Origin of the sequence: Treponema socranskii subsp. socranskii VPI DR56BR1116 = ATCC 35536, assembly GCF_000468115.1 — a bacterium.
Classification (GTDB): Bacteria; Spirochaetota; Spirochaetia; order Treponematales; family Treponemataceae; genus Treponema_D; species Treponema_D socranskii.
This window is the reverse complement of record NZ_AVQI01000068.1, coordinates 13,565-33,499: the sequence shown is the minus strand read 5'-3', so window position 1 is coordinate 33,499 and position 19,935 is coordinate 13,565. Positions and strand designations below refer to the sequence as shown.

The following is a 19,935-nucleotide window of genomic DNA, read 5'->3' as shown; positions in this document are numbered from 1 at the left end:
CCGCACAGCATATTGCCATAATTCGGTAATTATGCTATAGTTCGCACGTATTTGCCAACTTAGCTCATCCGGTAGAGCATCGCATTCGTAATGCGGCGGTGATCGGTTCAAGTCCGGTAGTTGGCTTTTTTCTTTATGCCTATGGATCAGCGATGCGGTCTTTTATGGATCGACGTCCCCGAACGCGCGGACGGCACGGATGCGGATCTCTATTCGCTCGTGCCCGTGTTTGAAAAAGCGATTTCCGAAAATGCCGATAAAGGCGCAGCTTCGTCGTCGCAAAGCGCACACATCTTTATCGAAGGCGATAACTATCCCGTGTTGAAATGTTTATGCAAATCTCGGCGCAATGCAATCGACGCGATATACATCGATCCGCCGTACAACACGGGTTCCGATATTACTTACAATGACAGCCGCTTTTTACGCCGCCTTCCCGACGGCTCGCTCATTTCCAAAAACGATTCCGCCCGCCATTCCGCGTGGCTTTCGTTTATGTCCCGCCGTCTCGAACTTGCGAGGGAACTTTTGTGCGAGCGCGGCTGCATTTTTATTTCGATAGGCGATGAAGAATACGCGCGCTTGCGCCTGCTCGGCGATGCGGTTTTCGGCGAAGAAAATTACGTAAACGATTTTATGTATGTCCACGGAAAAGGGAAAAAAGATTCGTGGTCGCGCACGGTAACGCAGCACACGCTCTGCTTTGCAAAATGCAAGCGTTTCCTTCCTCCGTTCGAAGCCTCGGAAACGGCGGATTGGGCGCATTCCAACGCGGACGGCGACCTTCGCGGTCCGTGGTTTTCGGGCAGCATTTCGTTTACCGAGCCGCGATCGAATCCGAAGCACGTCAATTATTTTTCCATTACGTCTCCTTCTGGCAAAACCTGGACGCGCCAATGGCTGTGCGGTAAAGACGAAATGGAAAGTCTGATCCGCGACGGCCGCATCTACTGGGGAAGAGGCGGAAACGGCGTGCCGCGCAAAAAGATTTTCAACGGAGAAAAAAGCCGCGTTATTCCGAAAAATATCATCGCGTGCGCCGACTCGACGCGGGACGCGCAACGTTATCTCGACGATCTCCTCGGCGTCAAAAATGCTTTCGTCAATCCGAAACCCGTAAACCTCATCGAATACCTGCTTGAAATGATGAGCCTTCCGCGCGATGCGGTCGTCCTCGATTTTTTTGCAGGGAGCGGTACGACGCTTGAGGCGGTGCTGCGCCTTAACAAAAAACACGGCGTCTCTTTTCGCTGCATCGCCGTTCAATCGGCGGAAAAAGCCGCCTGCGCCGAATTCGATACGATCGCCGATATCGCCTACGAGCGCATACGGCGCATCATGTGCGGATATACCGACGGACGCGGCAACCGCGTTGCCGCTTTGGGCGGAAAACTCGAATACTACAGGCTTTTTAATGCGTAAGTGATAATGGGCTAAACTTGTAATTGCCGTGCATTCGGTCTGATTGCCCATTATCAATTATTACATCACCAGAGCCGCGATGTGATACACGATGAACGACAGGACGAGCGCGCTTGCGATATAATAGAATGCGATCGATACCGTCCATTTGAGCGAATGCGTTTCGCGATATGTCGCCGTAACGGCCATGAGGCAGGGCACGTTGAACGAAACGGCGAACATAAACGCGAGCGCTTCCGCTTTTGAAATCGCCTCGGGCAAAACGGATGCGAGGTTTCCGCTCGAAGCGCCTGCGGTTTTCGACAAAAAAGTCGCCGTCATAACATCGCCCGTTCCGACATAGAGCGAATTCAATACTCCGAGCACCGCTTCTTTTGAAACGGCGGACGCGAGAAAGGCGATAAAAGTCTGCCAGCCCAATCCGAAAAAGCGCGTAACCGGTTCGATGTACGTGCCGAATCGATAGATGATGCTGTTTTCCGCGCGCCCCGTCGATGAAAACGACAGCGCCCAAAAAATTACCGAAATCAAAAATATGACGCGGAGCGCACGCTTAAAGATATCCCACGATTTTGCAAACGACGTATAAAGTACGTTTGCCCACCTGGGCCGATGATACGGCGGAAGTTCCATGAGCATGCCGGTACGCTCTGCGGCGGGCGAAAGCTTGTTGCCGAAAATCTTTGCCGTGATGAATATCATAAAAAACATATACGTATAGATGCCGAGCATGACGAGGATGCCGTACGCGCCGAAAAAAATCGTCGCAAGCGTCGGCATGACGGTCGCGATGGCGGCGCAGGGTACCGCCCACGTAAGCATAATCGTCAGTATGCGCTGTCCCCAATTGTCGATGACGCGCGCGCCTGCGGCTCCTCCGATCGTGCAGCCCAAACCCATCAGCATGGGGCAGATGCTTTTTCCCTGCAGCCCGAGCTTCGTCATCGTTCCGTCGAAAGCGTAGGAAATGCGCGCCAAAAATCCGGTTTCTTCGAGCGCCGTAAACGTAAACGTTACGCCGACGACAAAGCCCGCCATCGCGGCGGCAAAGTACACGACGTTCGGGATCAAATCGGCAGCGAGCGATTCCAAAAAAGGAGCTGCGTGTCCGGCCTGCATGAGGCGATGGAGAAGGGGAGATGCGAGACGAGGAATAAACGATCCGAGTCCCATGAGCGGCATGGCGATAATCATCGACGCGACGAAAGCAAGCAGCATGATAGCGACGGAAAACGGCTTTCCCCAGCGGCGGCTCGTAAAGATGCGGTCGGCTTTTGAAAGCGTTGCGCGCTTTTTTTCGCCCGAAACGACGCCGTCGAGCAGCGCTTCGATCCATTGAAAGCGGACGTTCGCAAGTTCCATTTCGCTTTTTGCACCGCTGCACAGGGCGTCGAGTTTTTCCGTATCGATTTTTTTCGGATTATTAAATTCGTTTCGGAGGATACCTTTCAGTTCGGGATATTTTTTTCTGTCGGCGGCGACAAAGGGAACGACGGTGATGCCGAGCCGTTTTGAAAGACTCTCCGTATCGATCGATTTTCCCTGCAGTTTTGCGACATCCATCATATTGAGAATTAAAACGGCCGGCACGCGCATCGGTGCGAAGTCGGCGAGCATGTAGAGATTTCGCCTGAGCTGAGAGGCGTCGGCGAGTATGCAGACGATGTCGGCTTTGCCGGATGCGATGTAGTCTCGTGTGATCTCCTCTTCCTGTGAACCCGCCGAAAGGGAATAGCTTCCCGGAAGATCGGCGACGATGTATCGCTCTCCGTCGATAGTGAAATAGCCTTCTTTTTGTTCTACCGTTTTTCCGGGCCAGTTGCCGACGTGCTGGTGCGAGCCCGTAAGCCCGTTATACAGCGTGGATTTTCCCGAGTTCGGTTGTCCGAGCAATGCGATTGTCTTTGTCATAATCGGTTCTCCGCTTCTACGAAAATTTTATCGAGATCGCCGCAGCTGATCGCAATCAGAGTGTCGCGCGCTTCGACGAGTATGGGCTGTTTTTTTTCGTGCCTCACGACGGTAAGCGGACAGCCGACCGTAAGCCCCATCGACGTAACCCTTCCGATAAAATGCGCATCTCCTGCGATATCGGTTATCGTTCCGGAAAATCCTTCCCGCGTTTCGCTCAGCGACATAACACCTCCTGCATGGTTTAAAGACGCGTTTGACACGCAGTCAAAAAGATAGCCTCTGCTAATATTACTATAACACAGATTTTCAAATCGTGCCACAGAAAATTTATTGGTGTTTCTTATCGGAACATTTGCAACGAGTGATACGAAAAAGGCTCACTCACTTTTGGCGAACGGCTATATTCAGCACAACTTAGCTTACGGCACGGGCGGGCAGGTTACGTTCGATATGTGCCGCTTTGACTCCGACGGCAAAATCGCCGAACACTGGGATGTGATGGAGACGATCGCCGAAAAATCGACATGACAAAATCAAAACGGAAAGTTCTGAATCTGAGATTTTTATCAGGGCGTTCCCGCCCTCTCCTACTGATGGCAGCCGGAGAGGGCGGTCGGGCTTTTCGCACTTCCGCTATCGCTTCATACCGCGCGCGGTACGCCTCCGGCGGTGCTCCAATCCCTAACGCGTTTTCAGTACATCGAATAAATGTACCGATAATCGACAACACGAAATCGCTCTTTTAAGTCTGAAGGCGAAAAACGCCCAGCGCGTTTTTCTTTTTTTAGAGACGCTCGCAAATCCTGTGTACTGCTCGGATTTGCTCTTTTAAGTCTGGGGGCGAAAACCGCTCAGCGCGTTTTTCTTTTTTTAGAGACGCTCGCAAATCCTGCGCACTGCTCGGATTTGCTCTTTTAAGTCTGGAGGCGAAAAACGCTCAGCGCGTTTTTCTTTTATAGGAGACGCTCGCAAATCCTGTGCATTGCTCGGATTTGCTCGCTCTTGAGGTATCCCTCGAAATGGCATATACTCCGTAGTATGCGGAGTGTACGGAACGGCGTCGCGTTTTTTTTGATTACAGCTTTTGTCTTTGTGTCCTGTTCCGTGTCCGAGCGGCGGCAGATGCGGCGCGACGGATTGATGAGAGATGGTGCGCGCACCGTGCATGAAGATGTCGCGGCTGTCCTTACGGCAAAGCGCGAAGCGGTTTTTTCGTATGTCGAGTCTCTTACGATCGAAGAGCAGGTTGCCCAGCTTTTTATGGAAAACCTCGTCGGAGACGACGTCTTCACTCCTGTCGAATGGACGGATTCTTCGCGCAGTAAAGCACTCATGCCGGGCGGCTATATTTTCTTTTCATACAATATCGCCGATACTCCGGAAAAAATTATTAATTTTACCGATTCGATTTTTTCGTACTGCGCTTTGCATGACTGCATTCCGCCGTATCTCGCCCTCGATCAGGAGGGCGGAGACGTGTGTCGGCTTAAAGCGGTTTCGGGGAAGCTTCCTGCAAACGGCGTTGTCTCGGAATTTTTTTCGATTTCGGATGCGTACCGCCTCTATTCGCTGCAGGCGCTACAGATGCGTCTTCTCGGCTTTACCGTCAATATCGCGCCCGTCGTCGAAGTGCGTACCGAATCGAACGAAGCCTTTATCGGAGAACGAAGCTTCGGGGATGCGGACAGCGTCGTCGCATACGGCATCGCCGCGCTCAACGCGCTGCAAAATAACGGAGTCGCTGCGGTGATAAAGCATTTTCCCGGCAATACGAATACCGATCCGCATACGGGTTTGCCCGAAATCGATATCTCCGAAAGTGAATTTAATAAAACGGTACGCTATCCGTTTTTCCGCCTTATCTCTCTCGGAAGCGCGGGCGTGCTTATGTCGCATGCGCGCATTTCCCTCGCCGATTCGCATACCCCTGCATGCCTTTCGCACGTTTGGATAGGCGATAAACTTCGCGGCGATCTCGGATTTAAAGGCCTTGTGTTTTCGGACGATATCTTTATGGCGGCTCTTGCGGAAAACGGCTATCCTCCCGAACGCGCGGCCCTTTCGGCGATCGAAGCGGGTGTCGATGTGATTATGATTTCAAAAAAAAAGTTTGCACGAGAGCATGCGCTTCTCGTTTCGCGCGCGAAAGAAGACGACGCCTTTGCAAAGCGGATCGAAGAATCCGCCCGCCGCGTTATCGATTTTAAAATCGAGCGGGGTATCCTTGTGCTTGAAAAAACGGGCGGCGTTTGGCACGTCGTTTCGGCTTTCGCTTCGCCGTACATCGACTCTGCGGTACAAAGCGGAAGCGCCATACGCTATGACGGAGAGGCGGGGGGAGAGATAGGGCGGGCGCGGGTGGAAGCCTTTCGAACCGCAAAAAAAGAAAACGACGAACTCGTCGCGGAAGTGTACTCCGCTCGGCAAACGCGCGTGTCGGCTGCCGGAAGCGAACGGAACGCAAAGCTTTAGCGGAGAGTGAAACATGAACGGACTGCGAAAAGATGGAGATGCGCAAAAGCTTTCCGGCAAAGCGGGATTCGAATCGTATTATTCGGCGCTTTACGGAGAGCGATGGCCGCCGATCAAAAAAGCGCTTGTACGCGATGTTCGTTATGTTTCGTGGAATGCACGAGGTGCAGAGCCGTATTTTCTCGACGGGGCAAGCGTTTTGGCAGCTTCTTCGCTTCCGCTTTCCGGTGCGCGTACAATCCTCGACATCTGCGCGGCTCCCGGCGGCAAAACGCTCGTCCTCGCGTCCCTCATGGAAACGGACGCGCATCTCGTTGCAAACGAGCGTTCTCGGGAGCGTTATTACAGGCTCAAGCGCGTCCTCGAAAATTGTCTGCCTAAAACCGTTTGTGCGCGCGTGGAGACGAGCTTGGGCGACGGCGCGAAAATGTGCCTTGCTGAAAATGCGCGCTATGACCGAATCTTGCTCGATGCTCCGTGTTCGTCCGAGCGCCACGTTTTTACCGATATGAAATATCTTGCCGCGTGGACGCCTTCCCGTATAAAAACTTCGGCGATCGCTCAGTGGGCGCTTCTTTCTTCCGCATATCGCATGCTGAACCCGAAGGGCTACGTCCTCTATTCGACGTGTGCCCTTGCTCCCGCCGAAAATGACGGTGTCGTCGAGCGGCTTTTGAAAAAATTCGATACGGCAAAAATCGTGCTCGATATTATTCCGCACTGGAAACAAAAGCTCGAGCCGTTTTGCGACACGTTGCTTCCCGAAGCCGAAAAGACGAAATACGGTTTTCATGTTCTGCCCGACGTGCAAAACGGGGCGGGGCCGATATATTTTTCTCTGATTCAAAAGACGGCGTACGTTTGAACGCTTTGATATATCCGCTTTATCTGTTTCCGCGTCATCCTTGTATTTTCCGTTCTTTATTATCCGCTATCGTAAAAAATGCGGTTTCGCTTTCCCAATTGAAGACGGTGTTTTCTCGCGCACTTTCGAGGAGACGCACGATTTTTTCAAGCTCTTTCGACGAAAGCGCCTCTGCGATCCGCACGCCGTATGCGGACGATTTCGTATCGAACCACTTTGCAAGTTCTTCTTCCGTGATCCGCCGTTTTTCGACGAAGCGGCGCGATAAGCTTCGTACGGTAAAGCCTTTTTTTTCGAATGTGCGGACGACGGACGACGCATCCCAGTTGAAAAGCGGGTTTTCCGTATCGCCGAAAAATTCGTCTTCCGCCGCTTTCATTTTTGCAAGCGTATCTTCGTATGTGCCGAGCGTTGCGGGCGTGAGTATCTGCGTTTCGACGATGCGGCTCAGGTATTGTGCGCTTTTGGGAATGCGCTGTGCGACGACGGCAAGCCATCCTTCGGCGAACACCGCTTCTCCCGACTGTTCGCTTTCGGCAGGGGAAGGCGCTTCTTTTTTTAGTCCTGTGCGCGAAAGAGAAGAGGCTAGGGATTCGATCGATGCGGGTGAGGTAAAAGGATTTCGAAAAAAAAGACGGTCGAATTCGGCACCCCGATATGCGAACTGCAAGACGATATCGGAAAAGATTTCGCTTGTAATGCCCTCTCCTCCCGCTCCTTCGGGGAGCACTTGCAGGACGGGTTTATCCAAATCGCCGAGCGTCCTTCCGTACTGTTCGAGGATTTCTTTTCCCTTTTCGGTACGGCAGAGTCCGCACGTCATCCCTTCGGGCGTTTTCCGCGCGACGTCCCACAGTAAAAGACCGTCGTCCGCATTCCACACGAGCGAGCGGTGATGACGGAGAAGGCCTGCGAGTTCGGTCATCGTATCGCGCACGGCCAGCAGCACTTCTGCACGGTTCGAATCGAGACGCGCCCGCCACGATTTATCGGCTCTGTCGAGCGCCGTCTCTTTTGCCGCGTCTGCGGGGCTGAAGGTGAGATGTTCGCCTTTTTTATTGTTAATAAAATGTACGGCATCGTGCTTCGTAGCGGCCGCCGTTTTATGCTTCGCGCTTTCATCGGCCGAGAGCGCTTCCCGTTCGAGGAGCGAAGCGATTTGGATTTCGCGCCTTGAAAGCACGTCGCCGCGTATCGTCTTTTCGTAGCCCTGCGTACCCGGCGTATAAAAAACGCGGCCGACGAGAGCGTCGGGTAAATATTGTTGTGCGACCCAGTGATCGCGGTATGCGTGCGGGTAGAGGTAGCCTTCTCCGTGCCCGAAACCTTCGGCATCGCGGTTTCCGTCGCGCAAGTGATTGGGCACTTCCGCGTCTTCTTTTTCCACCGATGCAAGCGCATCGAAAAACGCCATACTGCTGTTCGATTTCGGCGCCGTCGAAAGATAGAGCGCCGCGTGTGCGAGAAAGTAGCGTCCCTCCGGCATGCCGACTCGGTCGAATGCGTCGGCACAGCTTGCGACGATGCTCACTGCGTTCGGATCTGCAAGCCCCGTGTCTTCACACGCCGATATGAGCATTCTCCGGAAGATAAAGGAAGCGTCTTCTCCGGCGGCGACCATGCGCGCGAGCCAATACATCGCGGCGTCGGGATCGCGCCCCCTCAGGCTTTTAATAAACGCGCTGATGATATCGTAATGATAATCGCCGTCGCGGTCATAGAGCACGACTTTTTTTTGAATCGATTCTTCGGCGGCTTCGCGGCTTATGTAGATCGTCGAACCCCACGCGGGCACGGGAGGAGAGGCGGCGGCATCCCATTTTTCAGGTGTCGTTTCTACGGCGAGTTCGAGCGCGTTCAGCAAACTGCGCGCGTCTCCGTTCGCCGTTTCGATCAAGTGTTCGAGAGCACCTTTTTCGAATTCGACTTTCCAATGACCGTAGCCGCGCTCTTTGTCGCCGAGCGCCTGTTCTGCCGCTTTTCGCAAATCGTCGTTTGTCAGCGGTTTCAGTTGAAATACGCGGCTCCTGCTCACGAGCGCTTTATTGACTTCGAAAAACGGATTTTCGGTCGTCGCTCCGATTAAAATGATCGTACCGTTTTCGACCCACGGCAGGAGGGCGTCCTGCTGCGCTTTGTTCCAGCGGTGCACTTCGTCGACGAATAAAATCGTGCGGCGGCTGTAGAGACTGTAAAAGTCTTCGGCCTGTTTGATCGCCGTTCTGATGTCGGCGACTCCCGTGAGCACGGCATTCAGCGTGATAAAATTGCTTTTCGTATGATTTGCGATGACGCGGGCGAGCGTCGTTTTTCCGCTTCCAGGCGGTCCGTAAAAGATAACCGACGAAAGCTGATCGGCCGCGATCGCGCGCCTCAAAAGCCTGCCCTTGCCGACGATGTGATCCTGCCCGATGTATTCGTCGAGCGTTCGCGGCCTCATCCGTGCGGCCAGCGGTTCGCGAAGCGCGTGTGCGTTTTTAAAAAGGTCGGCATCATTCGATTCGGACATAGTATCAGTATACTGCGTCTCCGTTCCTTTGCCTATCGAAAGGATCGATATTTGGCCTTCGGCGGCCATCTTTGAAAATCGACCGTTTTTTTTAAGGATTATTCCCTGTTCCAGTTGCCGCGTGACGGATAGTACGACCAAAGGCCGACGTCTTTGTAAGTGCCGCCGCTCGAACTCGATTTCCGTTTAAAGTCTGCGGACGCGTAAAGCGTTGCGCCTGTCTCCGATAAGGAGGAGTCGATGCACAGCAGTGCGGGGATGATATACGGGGAGCCGAGTGCGGAATCCGCGTTTGTCGAAAAGTTCGGAAGCGATGTTCCGGGTATGCCGCTTGCATTCGTTGTCTTTTTAAGGCCGCGTCCGTTCGTTCCCAAAAGGATCGCGTCGCTTGTGACGGCTATCGACGTGATGTTTACAGAACAGTTTACCGCGCTCGTTCCCGATGAAGCATTTGTACCTGACGCTGCGTATTTCAGCGTGGAACCGCTCGCCCAATAGACGTACGTTGCGGGTACCGACGTTTCATTTGTTGCGGCGCATGAATTAAAAAAATAGATGCCGCTTGCAGTGTAGGCTGCAGAGACGGTGGATTCGCCGGGCGCGTCTCCCAATGCGGATGTTTCTGCCGTCGTAGCGATACACGTCGCATCGCTTACGGGAGAATCGTTCAACGCGTATACGTTTTTGTTCATACGGATATACGCTTTTCGCTTTGTTGTATCACGCGTATTTGTGCAGAATATCGTCGTGTTTCCCGATGTGCCGGTAACGTCGTTATCGTGCGTTTTACGCCACGTCTTTGAGCCTGTGTCAAAATAATAGAGGTAACGGCTCCCGGCGGTATTTTCACCGTCTTCCGTATTTTCATAAATCGAAGTGCCGATCGCATAGAGCGTCGTCGGAGTAGACGCAAGCTGGTAGATGTAGATACCGTTGAATTTTTTATTATAATAGTCGTAGGAAAGTTTCGGCAGTCCGTCCGACATAGTGTTCCAATCTCCGTGCGATACGGAACTCGCAGGTTTCCCGTACACTCTGCCGTTTTGGATAAAAAGGTACTCGTCGGAGCCGAGCTTGCAGCGAACGATCGCATTGACGCGGCCGGTTATCGTTGCGTCTTCGAGTTCGACCTCCCCCATGATTTTGGCAAAGATGACATCCTGACAGCCGGTAAAAAAAACGGCGCATGCGAGTGCGGAAAAAATTATTAAAATAGGGAATGTGCGCTTCATATAAAATCCTTAAAAATGGTACCGTGCCGAAAGAGACGCCGTCAAAAAAAGACCGTCGAAATTATAGCTCGAATCGCTGTACCACTGCGGCATCCACAAAAAGACGCTTCCGATTCCGAACGACCAGCTTTCCGACATGCGGTAAAACATGCCGACTTCAGGCCGCAGCACAAAGCCCGGAAAATATCTCCTGCTCTGATAGGTTTCAAACGCGATGCCGGCTCCGATCGAAAGCGGAAATTCGAAATGCCAGACGGTCGGTTGAAACATAACGCTCGCCGTTACCGGCCAAAAGTTGAAGATATTGCTGCCGAGCGTCGGATGATAGCCGACCATGATATTGCCGCCGACGGCAAACAATCCGGTGAGAAAGCGCCGGTAACCGAGATCCGCAGCGCCGCCGACATACATTTTACCTTTGAAATTGAGCGGAAAACTCGGCATAACAGAAATCTGAATATATTGATCGCCGGAGCCGTTCATCTTATATCGGAATTCCGTACCGTCATCGTATTCGTCACCTTGAGATTTGCCTGATGCAAAAAAAGCGGCGGTGCAAAAAAACAGTATACAGCAAAGCGGTACAATGCGTTTCATCTTTCCTCACAAATACATCTAATGAAAACGGGGCTGTCCAAAAATTTCAGCGTTTTGACAGTTCCCTAATTAAAAAAAAAAAGATATATTATTCAGTATACCTTTTTTAAGCACTTTTATCAATGATAAAACGATGTGAAAGCGGGGCAGGTTACACGATGAGCGCAGTGATTATCGACGGGAAAAAAACGGCGGCGGATATTAGAGGACGGATTGCCTCTCGGACGGCGGAACTGAAATCGAAAGGTATCGTTCCCTGTCTCGCCGTCATCCTCGTCGGAAACGACCCCGCAAGCCTTTCATACGTGCGTGCCAAACGGAACGCGCTTTCGGAAGCGGGTATGAACGACCGTTCCGTGCAGCTGCCCGAAAACACAAGCGAAGCGGAGCTCCTTTCGCTTATCGGATCGCTCAACCGCGACGAGAGCGTCCACGGTATTCTCGTGCAGCTGCCGCTTCCGAAGCACATCGACGAACGTAAAATACTCTTTGCGATTTCGCCCGAAAAAGACGTCGACGGCTTTCATCCTGTCAATATCGGAAAGCTCGTCATAGGCTGTGATGCGCCGCTTCCGTGTACGCCGCACGGCATCATCGTACTCCTCAAGTCGATGCACATCGAAACCTCCGGTGCGCGCGCGGTTGTCGTCGGTCGATCGAATATCGTCGGAAAACCGCTCGCCCTCCTTTTGTCTCGCAAAGACTGCAATGCCACCGTGACGCTCTGCCATACGGGAACGAAAGATTTGAAAGCGATCACAAAGGTTGCCGATATCGTCGTTTCGGCGGCGGGTATGCCGAATACGATCCGCGCGGATATGGTAAAAGAAGGAGCTGCCGTCATCGATGTCGGCGTAAATCGCATACCCGATGCTTCGAAAAAGAGCGGTTTCCGTTTAGCGGGCGATGTCGATTTCGATGCGGTAAAAGAAGTCGCATCGTATATTACGCCCGTGCCGGGAGGGGTCGGTCCCATGACGATTGCGATGCTCATGCAAAATACGCTTGAAGCTGCGGAGAGAGGCCGTGAGCGCTGACGAAAAAACATCCCGAGCTGCGCTGCGCGATATACAAAGCGAAAAGGATACGCGGGGTGTGCCGCTGCAAAAAGTCGGCGTAAAGGGGTTACACTATCCTGTGACGGTGCGCGATAAAATCAATAAAACGCAAAACACGACGGCGACGGTAGATCTCTTTGTCGATTTGCCGGCAGACTGCAAAGGTACGCACATGAGCCGTTTTATCGAAGTCTTTCACAAATATCGCTTCGATATTTCGATGCATCGCTTTTTCGACATGCTCGATGAGATCCGCTCAACGCTTTGTGCCGCACGCGCCTACGGAACCGTTTCGTTTCCGTTTTTTATCGAAAAAAGCGCACCTGTCACCGGTACGAAAAGCATGATGAGTTATATGTGCGCGTATGAAGGAAGCGTCGGAAAAACCGAGCGCGATTTTTTTATTTCTGTTTCGGTGCCGGTTGCGACGCTGTGTCCGTGTTCGAAAGCGATCAGCGATTACGGCGCGCATAACCAGCGCGGTACGGTGCGCGTAAAATTGCTGTATTCGGATTTTTTTTGGATCGAAGACGTCATCGCCGTCATCGAAAACGCTTCATCGGGCGGTCTCTATGCCGCGCTTAAACGGCGGGACGAAAAATGGGTGACCGAACACGCGTATGACAACCCGCGCTTTGCCGAAGACATCGTGCGCGAAACGTATCTTGCGCTGCGTTCGTTTCAGATCTCAAAACCCTTTGCATGGTTTTCCGTCGAAGCGGAAAATTACGAAAGCATTCACAATCACAATGCCTATGCCTGTGCCGAATACGGATCGCAAACGGAATGAAATATGACGTACTTTTTTGAAACTTATGGTTGCCAAATGATGAGGCGAAGCAAGTGCGTACGCCGATTCCCGCGTAGCGAAGTGGAGCGGCCGCAGGCAAGATCGTTGTGAAAAAACGTCGTGTTTTTTCACAACACGAGAATTCTCTTCGAAGCGAAAGAGAGGGTGCGAATTCTCGCTCGGCAAAATCCGCGCATCCGTGCGCGGTACTATTTTTGAAAAATGCAAGTGGAATGAAATATGACGTATTATTTTGAAACATACGGTTGCCAAATGATGAGGCGAAGCAGGTGCGTACGCCGATTCCCGCGTCAGCGGCCGCAGGCAGGGCAAAAAAAATAAAAGTGGAATGCGATATGACATACTTTTTTGAAACTTATGGTTGCCAAATGATGAGGCGAAGCAGGTGCGTACGCCGATTCCCGCGTCAGCGGCCGCAGGCAAGATCGTTCTCTTCGAAGCGAAAGAGAGGGTGCGAATTCTCGCTCGGCAAAATCCGCGCATCCGTGCGCGGTACTATTTTTGAAAAATGCAAGTGGAATGCAAATGACATATTTTTTTGAAACTTATGGATGTCAAATGAACCTCGCCGAATCGGCGTCGATCGAACGGCTGTTTATCGCGCGCGGATGGCAAAAAGCCGAAGACGCGCAAGTCGCCGACGTTGCGGTTATCAATACCTGTTCGGTGCGCGCGACGGCCGAAAACCGCATATTCGGCAGGCTCGGCTGGTACGCGGGTTTGAAAGCCCTGCGGCAAAAAATGCCCGGTGCAAAATCGAAAACGCTCGAAAAGGCTGAGGCTTTTGTCCGCGACGGTGCAAAGCCGCTTACGCTTGTGGTTACCGGCTGTATGGCCGAACGCCTTCTTACATCGCTCAAAGAAGAGTATCCGTGTATCGATTACGTTGTCGGAACTTTTGCAAAAAAATATTTCGGCGATATCATCGAAGCTGCGGAAAAGGGGGTGAGGGCGGCTCCTCTCGACGATTCGCCGTCGTATACCTTCGCGCCGATTTCCGCCGAGCCGGGAGCTTTTTCGACCTTTGTGCCCATCATGCACGGCTGCAATAATTTTTGTACGTATTGCATCGTGCCCTATGTGCGGGGGAGGGAAGTGTCGCGCCCCGTTGAAGAAGTGCTTTCGGAGCTCGACGCGCTTTCATCGTACGGCGTAAAAGAAGTGACGCTGCTCGGGCAAAACGTCAATTCGTATTGCGACGCCGATGCCGACTTTGCAAAATTGTTAATTATTATTTCCGATCATCTTAAAAAAAACAATTCGCCGATAGAGTGGGTGCGCTTCGTTTCAAGTCATCCGAAAGATTTGAGCGATGCCCTTATCGATGCGATCAAGCACAACGATGTGCTGTGCCGCCACATCCATCTGCCGGTACAGCACGGTTCGACGAAGATATTGCACGCGATGAACAGGCGCTATACGCGCGAGTATTATCTTTCGCTCGTCGACCGCATAAGAGCCGCGCTTCCCGACGTATCGCTTACGACGGACGTTATGCTCGGCTTTCCGGGAGAGACGGACGAAGATTTCGAAGAAACGCTCAATCTTATGAAGACGGTGCGCTACGAAAATGCGTTTATGTACTATTATAATCCGAGAGAAGGAACGCCTGCGGCAAAGATGCGAGATCAGATTCCGCTCGAAGTAAAAAAAGCGCGGCTGCAAAAGATCATCGATATGCAGCTTAAAATTACGGCGGAAGAAATGCAAAAGCGGGTAGGCTCGACGGTAAAAGCGCTCGTCGAATCGGTGAGCCGCGACGACGAAGCGGAGCTCCTTGCAAAGACGGAGAAGGACGAGAGGGTCGCATTTAAAGCTGAAAAATCGCTTATCGGAAAATTCGTCGAGCTTCATTTGACCGAGCTTTCGGGTCAGACGTTTAAAGGGCACCTCTGAAAACTCGGTCGGATTTTTAGAGATCCAGGACTCCGGTTGTAGAGAAGCGATTCGTACGCGGCAATGCGGCGAATTGCACAAGCGGCTTTTTTAAAGTACAATCTCTACTAAGGTTTTTTTAACTCGATTGCGAGGTGATTATGATCGGTCTTATAATTTTTATAGTGATTGCGGTATTGATCGCGGTATTTACGGGATTTAATATCCGAAATGTCTGTGACGTCAACGTGATCTTTCACACGTTTCACAACGTACCCGTGTTTATCACGATCATCGTATCCTTTGTTGCGGGTATCGTTGTCGCGCTGCCGTTTTCCTTCGGCAAGGGCAAAAGCATCGCGGCAAAAAAAATCGATAAGATAAAAGCGAAAGCGGCAAAGGACGCGCTGAAAAACGCGGAAAGCATTGACAAAAAAGCTCCTGCCGAAAATCGGATGACGGAAAAAAAATGAAGCGTGTCCGCCGTTCGTTTGCCGTTTTATTATTAATTTTTTTTACACCGCTTGCGGCGGATGAAGCGCAATCGCTTACGGCCCGCGCCGTTGCCGATGCCGCGGCGGCAAAGCCGAACGTCGACGCGTCGATTGCGTATATCGCGGAAAACTTACCGAAAGTTTCCGACCCGAAAGAAAAGCGCGCGCTCTATGCGTTTTTTGGTTCTCTTCAGGAACAGCTTGCGCGTTTCGACGATGCGCGCGCTTCTTATGCCGCCGCCGCCGCTATACGTGCAGGCGATGCCGATCGCATGCCGAAAAAATCGTCGGAGCAGCTCGTCCTCGATGCGGTACGCTGTGCGCTCAGTTCAGGCGATTATACGACGGCGGAGTGCTATCTCAATTCGGCGGTGCGCAATTCGGCCGACGAAGCGATTCAGGCGCGGATAAAACTCTATGCGCTTTGGGCAGACCTTTGCCGTGCAAACGTGAGCGCCGATTTGGATGAGAGCGTCGTCATGCTGAAAGCGTATGTGTCGTTCAAGTCGATGGCGAGCGTAAAACCTGCAGTCCTTTTGACGCTGTGGTACCTTACGGGGGACGCATCCTATGCTGCGGCGTTGAAAAAAGAATTCCCCGCATCGCTTGAAACGGGAATCGTAAAAGGCGGCGTGCAGCTCCTTCCGGCGCCGTTTTGGTATTTTTTGCCGAGAAAAGAAGCGGCTCTCCCCGAAATCGATTCCGGCGGGGCGGAAAAAATTGCAAGTACCGAAAAAGACGCGGGAGCGGCTGTACCTCAAAAAACGGAATCAAAAGAAAATAGCGGTCAATCGCAGTCCGTACAAAACGTTGCCGCCGGATCCGAATCATCCGGAGCGCCGAAAACGCGAACGGGCGACGAACAAGGGCAAAGCGCGGCAGCCGCACAGGGTGGCGGCAGTTCGCTTCGCAGATTGCAGCTCGGCTTGTTCCGCGAAAAAGCCAACGCCGACAGGCTCGTCGCCGCTCTGAAAGATAAAGGCTTTACCGCCGCCGTGACGACGGAAACGAGAGCGAGCGGAACGACGTATTATATCGTAGCGGTCGACGAAACGGACGGCAGTATCGGCGATAAGCTGAGAACAGCGGGATTTGAATTTTATCCGCTGTGATTGATACGTATCTGATGTTTTCAATACGGTTCGACGAAATGCGGCAGCCGTAATGTAAGCGGCTCTCGCTTCCCGAATGCTCTTTGTCAAACATCCTTCTTTCTCATTAAATTCGCTTTTTTTGCCGATATTATAACGGTATGAAAGTCAACGGAAAAAAATCGTCCTCATTTGCAGTCTGTATCGCCCTCATCATCGCAGTTTCCGCGTCCGTTTTTGCGGACAGCACATATATCGTCAAAAAAGGCGACACGCTTTATTCGATAAGCCGCCGCTACGAGCTTACGGTTGCAGAGCTTCGAACTGCGAACAATCTTTCGGAAAGCGATGTGCTTCAAGCGGGGCAAAAATTGACAATTCCGTCGGCCGATATAACGAATGCGGCGGCATTGAGTGCCGTACCGGAAACGAAACCGGGCGTCCCCGTTTCCGAAATTGCAAAAAATGCGGAAACCTATACCGTTCAAAAAGGCGATACGCTTTATTCGATCGCGCGGAGATACGATATAAAATTATACGATCTGCTTTCGATAAACAATATGGCAAACGATGCCGTGATCAAAGTAGGGCAGCACATAAAAGTGCCCGCAAAATCCGCAGCTGTCGCAAAAAATATTCCGAACAATCCTTCATCGGGTAAGGGTACATCTTCATCTCAGAGTCCTGCCAGAACGGGAGACTCTTCGCTTTTATGGCCGGTAAAGCAGCCGACCGTCATCTATACAAAGGGTAAAGTATCGGGCGTCGAACTTTCGGCTGAAAAAGACGAACCGGTAAAATCGATCCGCGCGGGAACCGTCATGTACACCGGAATGTACCGCGGCTACGGAAATATCGTGTTCGTCGAATCGAAAACGGGATTGATCTACGCGTATTCGTGGCTCGGTTCGGTACACGTAAAAAAAGGCGATTACGTCGTGTGCGGAGATACGGTCGGTACTGCCGGAAAAAATGCGGCGGGAAGCCCGAGTTTGACCTTTATGGTTTTCCAAAACGGTATGCCGATCGACCCTGCAAAAGCGCCGCGCGGTTGAAAGTTTCCGCCGACTGTATCGATTGCCGCAGGCTTTGGCCGATGCGCATCGAAAATCGCGGTGAATGATCGTTGTATACAATTTTTAAATCCGATTTATTTTTTTTGCACCGATTCTGTGTCTTTTAAGCAGCGTAAAAATATTTTGCGGCAGGTTTTCGCGTCGTCCGATGCGCGGTGTGCGTTTTTCGCATCGATTCCCATAGCGGCTGCGAGGTATTGCAGCGAATGATGTTTTGCCGAAGGGTACGCCCATCGGCTCAAATTCAGCGTATCGATCGCTTTGTTCGACATGGAAGGCATACCGCTCCGTTCCAATTCTTTATTGATAAAAAGCAAATCGAAAGGCGCGTTGTGTGCGACGAGGATAGCGCTTCCGATAAATTCGATAAAAGCCGGAAGCACCGAAGATGCAGGCGGAGAGAAGGAAAGCATATCGTCGGTAATGTGTGTAAGCTCTTTCGTAAAAGAGGGCAGAGCGATTCCCGGATTTACGAGAGAGGCGAACGTGTCGAGTACGCCAGTTTTATCGAAGAGCACGGCGCCGATTTCGATGATGCGGCAAGTGTCGGGAGTAAGACCCGTCGTTTCGGTATCGATCGCCGCAAAAACCGCCCCGCCGTTTACGAGGCGGAGCAGTTTTTTGTAATCGCGGAAAAGCTTATTCGGCAGCCGCATCGAGTGTGGATTTTATTTCCGAAGCGATCGCATCGCGGAGGTGAGCGGCTTCTTTTTTCGCTTGTGCAAGACCCGCATCGTTGTTGCCGGCGACGGGAACCGTGCAGTTTATGTAGAATTTGATTTTCGGCTCCGTACCCGACGGCCGCGCGCTTACGATCGTTCCGTCGTCGAGGAAAAACTGCAGCACATTGCTTTTCGGAAGATCGAGCGGTTTTGTCGTCGCCGGATTTGCCGGATCGAACGAAACGCTCCGTTCGATGTCGCGAATTTCTTTAACGCGTTTTCCGCCGAGTGTCTTCAATCCTTCGTTTCTGAGCTTCGTCATGATGCCGCGCATCGCTTCTCCGCCCGTAGGACCCGGGAAATACTGTTCGATCGTCTTGTCTTCGAAGTAGCCGTATTCTTTATACATGTCGTCGAGGTGCTCGAGAAGGCTTTTGCCTTTGCTTCTCCAATAGAGCGTCATCTCCGCGCACATCGCGGAAGCGGAAATGCCGTCTTTGTCGAACACTTCTTTTTCGATTTTATAGCCGTAGCTCTCTTCGAAACCGAACACGTAGCTCGCGGACTTGTCTTTTTCCATCTCGGCTTCGACGGCTGCAATCCATTTGAAACCGGTTAAACATTCGAAAACTTTGACGCCGTATTTTTTGCAGATGTAGTCGATAAACGGAGAGGTGACGATCGTTCTGACGGCAGCGGGTTTTTCGGGCATTTTGCCGAACTCTTTCCGTGAAAGCAAAATATATTCGAGAAAAAGCGCGCCCATTTGATTGCCCGTTATCAAAACGAATTTTCCGTCTTTGTCGGGGAAAGCCGAGCCGAAGCGATCGGCATCGGGATCCGTCGCCATAATGCAGTCGGCTTTTTCTTTTTCGCCGAGCGCTATCGCGAGTTTCATCGCAGGCGCTTCTTCGGGATTCGGTTTTTCGACCGTCGGAAAGTTTCCGTCGGGGTCGCGCTGTTCGGGAACGGTGATCACATTGAGCCCCAAATCGCCGAGCACTTTTTCGACGTGCATGCCGCCCGTGCCGTGAAGCGGAGTGTAGACGATTTTGACGTCTTTCGCGTGCGCTTTGATGAGATCCGGCCGGAAAAGCTGTGCTTTGCACATGTCCCAGAATTTTTCGTCCATGTCTTTGTCGATGAGGACGATTTTGCCGGCTTTTATCGCTTTGTCTTTCGACATCGTTTTGATTTCTTTGACGGCGTTCACTTCGCCGATGATACCCTTATCGTGCGGCGGAATCACTTGCGCGCCGTCGTTCCAATACACTTTGTAGCCGTTATAGATGCGCGGGTTGTGGGAAGCCGTTACGATAACGCCGGTGTCGGCACCGAGCGTGCGGACGGCGAACGAAAGTTCGGGCGTGGGCCTCAGCGACGAAAAGAGATAGGCTTTGATGCCGTTCGCCGCGAAAATGCACGCTGCTGCTTCTGCGAATACGTCGGAGTTTTTTCGGCTGTCGTAGGCGAGCACGGCCGAAAGCGTGCCCGCTTTTGCCTTTTCGGGAAAAGCTTTGATCACGTAAGAAGCGAGCCCCTGCGTTGCGCGATTTATGACGAGCGGGTTCATGCGGTTCGTTCCGCCTCCCATTATGCCGCGAAGTCCGCCCGTGCCGAATTCGAGCGATTGATAAAATCTGTCTTCGAGTTCTTTGATATCGTCTTTTGCGATGAGCGACTCGACTTCGCTCCGAAAGTTTTCGTCTTTTTCTTCGGCGATGTACGCATTCGCGCGTTTTAAGATTTCCGATTTTTCCATATCACACCCCTTTTCATTTTATTATTGTACGGCGCGTTCAAGTATAGCAGGTTTTACGCAGCGCTTCAATTTCGCGTAAGTTTTTCGCGCGGAGC

17 protein-coding genes and 1 tRNA gene are annotated in these 19,935 nt (G+C 52.0%); 11 read left to right on the top strand and 7 right to left on the bottom strand.

The features are described 5' to 3' along the window. Positions 1–53 precede the first annotated feature (53 nt). Both HMPREF0860_RS09540 and HMPREF0860_RS09535 read left to right on the top strand, forming a co-directional pair. Positions 54–126: transfer RNA gene (locus tag HMPREF0860_RS09540), tRNA-Thr, on the top strand. Positions 127–141: 15 nt separating this feature from the next. Further along, positions 142–1,422, top strand: a complete 1,281-nt coding sequence (locus HMPREF0860_RS09535; RefSeq protein WP_038082395.1) for a site-specific DNA-methyltransferase — start codon at positions 142–144, stop codon at positions 1,420–1,422. Between the two features lie 60 nt (positions 1,423–1,482). Here HMPREF0860_RS09535 and feoB read toward each other — a convergent pair whose 3' ends face one another. Beyond that, positions 1,483–3,333, bottom strand: a complete 1,851-nt coding sequence (feoB, locus tag HMPREF0860_RS09530; RefSeq protein ID WP_021495711.1) for a ferrous iron transporter B — start codon at positions 3,331–3,333, stop codon at positions 1,483–1,485. After that, positions 3,330–3,560, bottom strand: a complete 231-nt coding sequence (locus tag HMPREF0860_RS09525) for a FeoA family protein (protein WP_021330115.1) — start codon at positions 3,558–3,560, stop codon at positions 3,330–3,332. The genes feoB and HMPREF0860_RS09525 overlap by 4 nt, the downstream gene beginning before the upstream one ends. Before the next feature lie 109 nt (positions 3,561–3,669). On the opposite strand from HMPREF0860_RS09525, the gene HMPREF0860_RS09520 reads away from it, so the two are divergent. The 3 genes from HMPREF0860_RS09520 (at position 3,670) to HMPREF0860_RS09510 (ending at position 6,673) form a co-directional block, all read left to right on the top strand. After that, positions 3,670–3,864, top strand: a complete 195-nt coding sequence (locus tag HMPREF0860_RS09520) for a hypothetical protein (RefSeq protein ID WP_021330127.1) — start codon at positions 3,670–3,672, stop codon at positions 3,862–3,864. 510 nt (positions 3,865–4,374) lie between these two features. Further along, a complete protein-coding gene (locus HMPREF0860_RS09515; protein WP_021330145.1) occupies positions 4,375–5,808 on the top strand; it encodes a glycoside hydrolase family 3 N-terminal domain-containing protein in 1,434 nt (477 codons plus the stop codon). 13 nt (positions 5,809–5,821) lie between these two features. Continuing rightward, a complete protein-coding gene (locus tag HMPREF0860_RS09510; RefSeq protein ID WP_021330119.1) occupies positions 5,822–6,673 on the top strand; it encodes an RsmB/NOP family class I SAM-dependent RNA methyltransferase in 852 nt (283 codons plus the stop codon). A 34-nt stretch (positions 6,674–6,707) separates the two neighbouring features. On the opposite strand, the gene HMPREF0860_RS09505 is transcribed toward HMPREF0860_RS09510, so the two are convergent. From HMPREF0860_RS09505 to HMPREF0860_RS09495, 3 genes are all read right to left on the bottom strand, one after another. Next, a complete protein-coding gene (locus HMPREF0860_RS09505; RefSeq protein WP_038080862.1) occupies positions 6,708–9,182 on the bottom strand; it encodes an AAA family ATPase in 2,475 nt (824 codons plus the stop codon). A 98-nt stretch (positions 9,183–9,280) separates the two neighbouring features. Further along, positions 9,281–10,414: a hypothetical protein gene (locus HMPREF0860_RS09500; RefSeq protein WP_021330122.1), complete on the bottom strand. Its 1,134-nt coding sequence runs from the start codon at positions 10,412–10,414 to the stop codon at positions 9,281–9,283. A 9-nt stretch (positions 10,415–10,423) separates the two neighbouring features. After that, on the bottom strand, positions 10,424–11,011 hold the full coding sequence (locus HMPREF0860_RS09495) for a TP0733 family outer membrane beta-barrel protein (protein ID WP_021495717.1): 588 nt from the start codon (positions 11,009–11,011) through the stop codon (positions 10,424–10,426). A gap of 158 nt (positions 11,012–11,169) precedes the next feature. On the opposite strand from HMPREF0860_RS09495, the gene folD reads away from it, so the two are divergent. The 6 genes from folD (at position 11,170) to HMPREF0860_RS09465 (ending at position 17,395) form a co-directional block, all read left to right on the top strand. After that, positions 11,170–12,048, top strand: coding sequence for a bifunctional methylenetetrahydrofolate dehydrogenase/methenyltetrahydrofolate cyclohydrolase FolD (folD, locus tag HMPREF0860_RS09490; protein WP_038080850.1), 879 nt, complete (start codon positions 11,170–11,172; stop codon positions 12,046–12,048). Beyond that, positions 12,038–12,859: a GTP cyclohydrolase FolE2 gene (folE2, locus tag HMPREF0860_RS09485; RefSeq protein WP_021330130.1), complete on the top strand. Its 822-nt coding sequence runs from the start codon at positions 12,038–12,040 to the stop codon at positions 12,857–12,859. Before folD ends, folE2 begins: the two co-directional genes overlap by 11 nt. 546 nt (positions 12,860–13,405) lie before the next feature. Next, positions 13,406–14,776, top strand: coding sequence for a tRNA (N6-isopentenyl adenosine(37)-C2)-methylthiotransferase MiaB (gene miaB / locus HMPREF0860_RS09480; RefSeq protein ID WP_038081105.1), 1,371 nt, complete (start codon positions 13,406–13,408; stop codon positions 14,774–14,776). 140 nt (positions 14,777–14,916) lie between these two features. Further along, positions 14,917–15,228, top strand: a complete 312-nt coding sequence (locus HMPREF0860_RS09475; protein ID WP_021330410.1) for a LapA family protein — start codon at positions 14,917–14,919, stop codon at positions 15,226–15,228. Next, entirely contained in the window at positions 15,225–16,361 is a 1,137-nt protein-coding gene (locus HMPREF0860_RS09470) for an SPOR domain-containing protein (protein ID WP_021330419.1), read from the top strand. Before HMPREF0860_RS09475 ends, HMPREF0860_RS09470 begins: the two co-directional genes overlap by 4 nt. Positions 16,362–16,501: 140 nt before the next feature. After that, on the top strand, positions 16,502–17,395 hold the full coding sequence (locus tag HMPREF0860_RS09465) for a M23 family metallopeptidase (RefSeq protein ID WP_021330403.1): 894 nt from the start codon (positions 16,502–16,504) through the stop codon (positions 17,393–17,395). Between the two features lie 95 nt (positions 17,396–17,490). On the opposite strand, the gene HMPREF0860_RS09460 is transcribed toward HMPREF0860_RS09465, so the two are convergent. Together HMPREF0860_RS09460 and HMPREF0860_RS09455 are read right to left on the bottom strand one after the other, a co-directional pair. Further along, positions 17,491–18,072 carry a 3'-5' exonuclease gene (locus HMPREF0860_RS09460; RefSeq protein ID WP_021330413.1) on the bottom strand — a complete coding sequence of 194 codons (582 nt, stop codon included), beginning with the start codon at positions 18,070–18,072 and terminating at the stop codon, positions 17,491–17,493. After that, the gene (locus tag HMPREF0860_RS09455) at positions 18,056–19,840 is read right to left on the bottom strand and encodes a phospho-sugar mutase (protein WP_021330420.1); all 1,785 of its coding nucleotides are present in this window, start codon (positions 19,838–19,840) and stop codon (positions 18,056–18,058) included. Before HMPREF0860_RS09455 ends, HMPREF0860_RS09460 begins: the two co-directional genes overlap by 17 nt. Between the last annotated feature and the right edge of the window lie 95 nt (positions 19,841–19,935).

Coding starts and splice junctions, on each gene's coding strand:
- HMPREF0860_RS09535 (WP_038082395.1), top strand. CDS start 142: ATGGATCAGCGATGCGGTCTTTTATGGATCGACGTCCCCGAACGCGCG.
- feoB (WP_021495711.1), bottom strand. CDS start 3,333: ATGACAAAGACAATCGCATTGCTCGGACAACCGAACTCGGGAAAATCC.
- HMPREF0860_RS09525 (WP_021330115.1), bottom strand. CDS start 3,560: ATGTCGCTGAGCGAAACGCGGGAAGGATTTTCCGGAACGATAACCGAT.
- HMPREF0860_RS09515 (WP_021330145.1), top strand. CDS start 4,375: ATGCGGAGTGTACGGAACGGCGTCGCGTTTTTTTTGATTACAGCTTTT.
- HMPREF0860_RS09510 (WP_021330119.1), top strand. CDS start 5,822: ATGAACGGACTGCGAAAAGATGGAGATGCGCAAAAGCTTTCCGGCAAA.
- HMPREF0860_RS09505 (WP_038080862.1), bottom strand. CDS start 9,182: ATGTCCGAATCGAATGATGCCGACCTTTTTAAAAACGCACACGCGCTT.
- HMPREF0860_RS09500 (WP_021330122.1), bottom strand. CDS start 10,414: ATGAAGCGCACATTCCCTATTTTAATAATTTTTTCCGCACTCGCATGC.
- HMPREF0860_RS09495 (WP_021495717.1), bottom strand. CDS start 11,011: ATGAAACGCATTGTACCGCTTTGCTGTATACTGTTTTTTTGCACCGCC.
- folD (WP_038080850.1), top strand. CDS start 11,170: ATGAGCGCAGTGATTATCGACGGGAAAAAAACGGCGGCGGATATTAGA.
- miaB (WP_038081105.1), top strand. CDS start 13,406: ATGACATATTTTTTTGAAACTTATGGATGTCAAATGAACCTCGCCGAA.
- HMPREF0860_RS09475 (WP_021330410.1), top strand. CDS start 14,917: ATGATCGGTCTTATAATTTTTATAGTGATTGCGGTATTGATCGCGGTA.
- HMPREF0860_RS09470 (WP_021330419.1), top strand. CDS start 15,225: ATGAAGCGTGTCCGCCGTTCGTTTGCCGTTTTATTATTAATTTTTTTT.
- HMPREF0860_RS09465 (WP_021330403.1), top strand. CDS start 16,502: ATGAAAGTCAACGGAAAAAAATCGTCCTCATTTGCAGTCTGTATCGCC.
- HMPREF0860_RS09460 (WP_021330413.1), bottom strand. CDS start 18,072: ATGCGGCTGCCGAATAAGCTTTTCCGCGATTACAAAAAACTGCTCCGC.
- HMPREF0860_RS09455 (WP_021330420.1), bottom strand. CDS start 19,840: ATGGAAAAATCGGAAATCTTAAAACGCGCGAATGCGTACATCGCCGAA.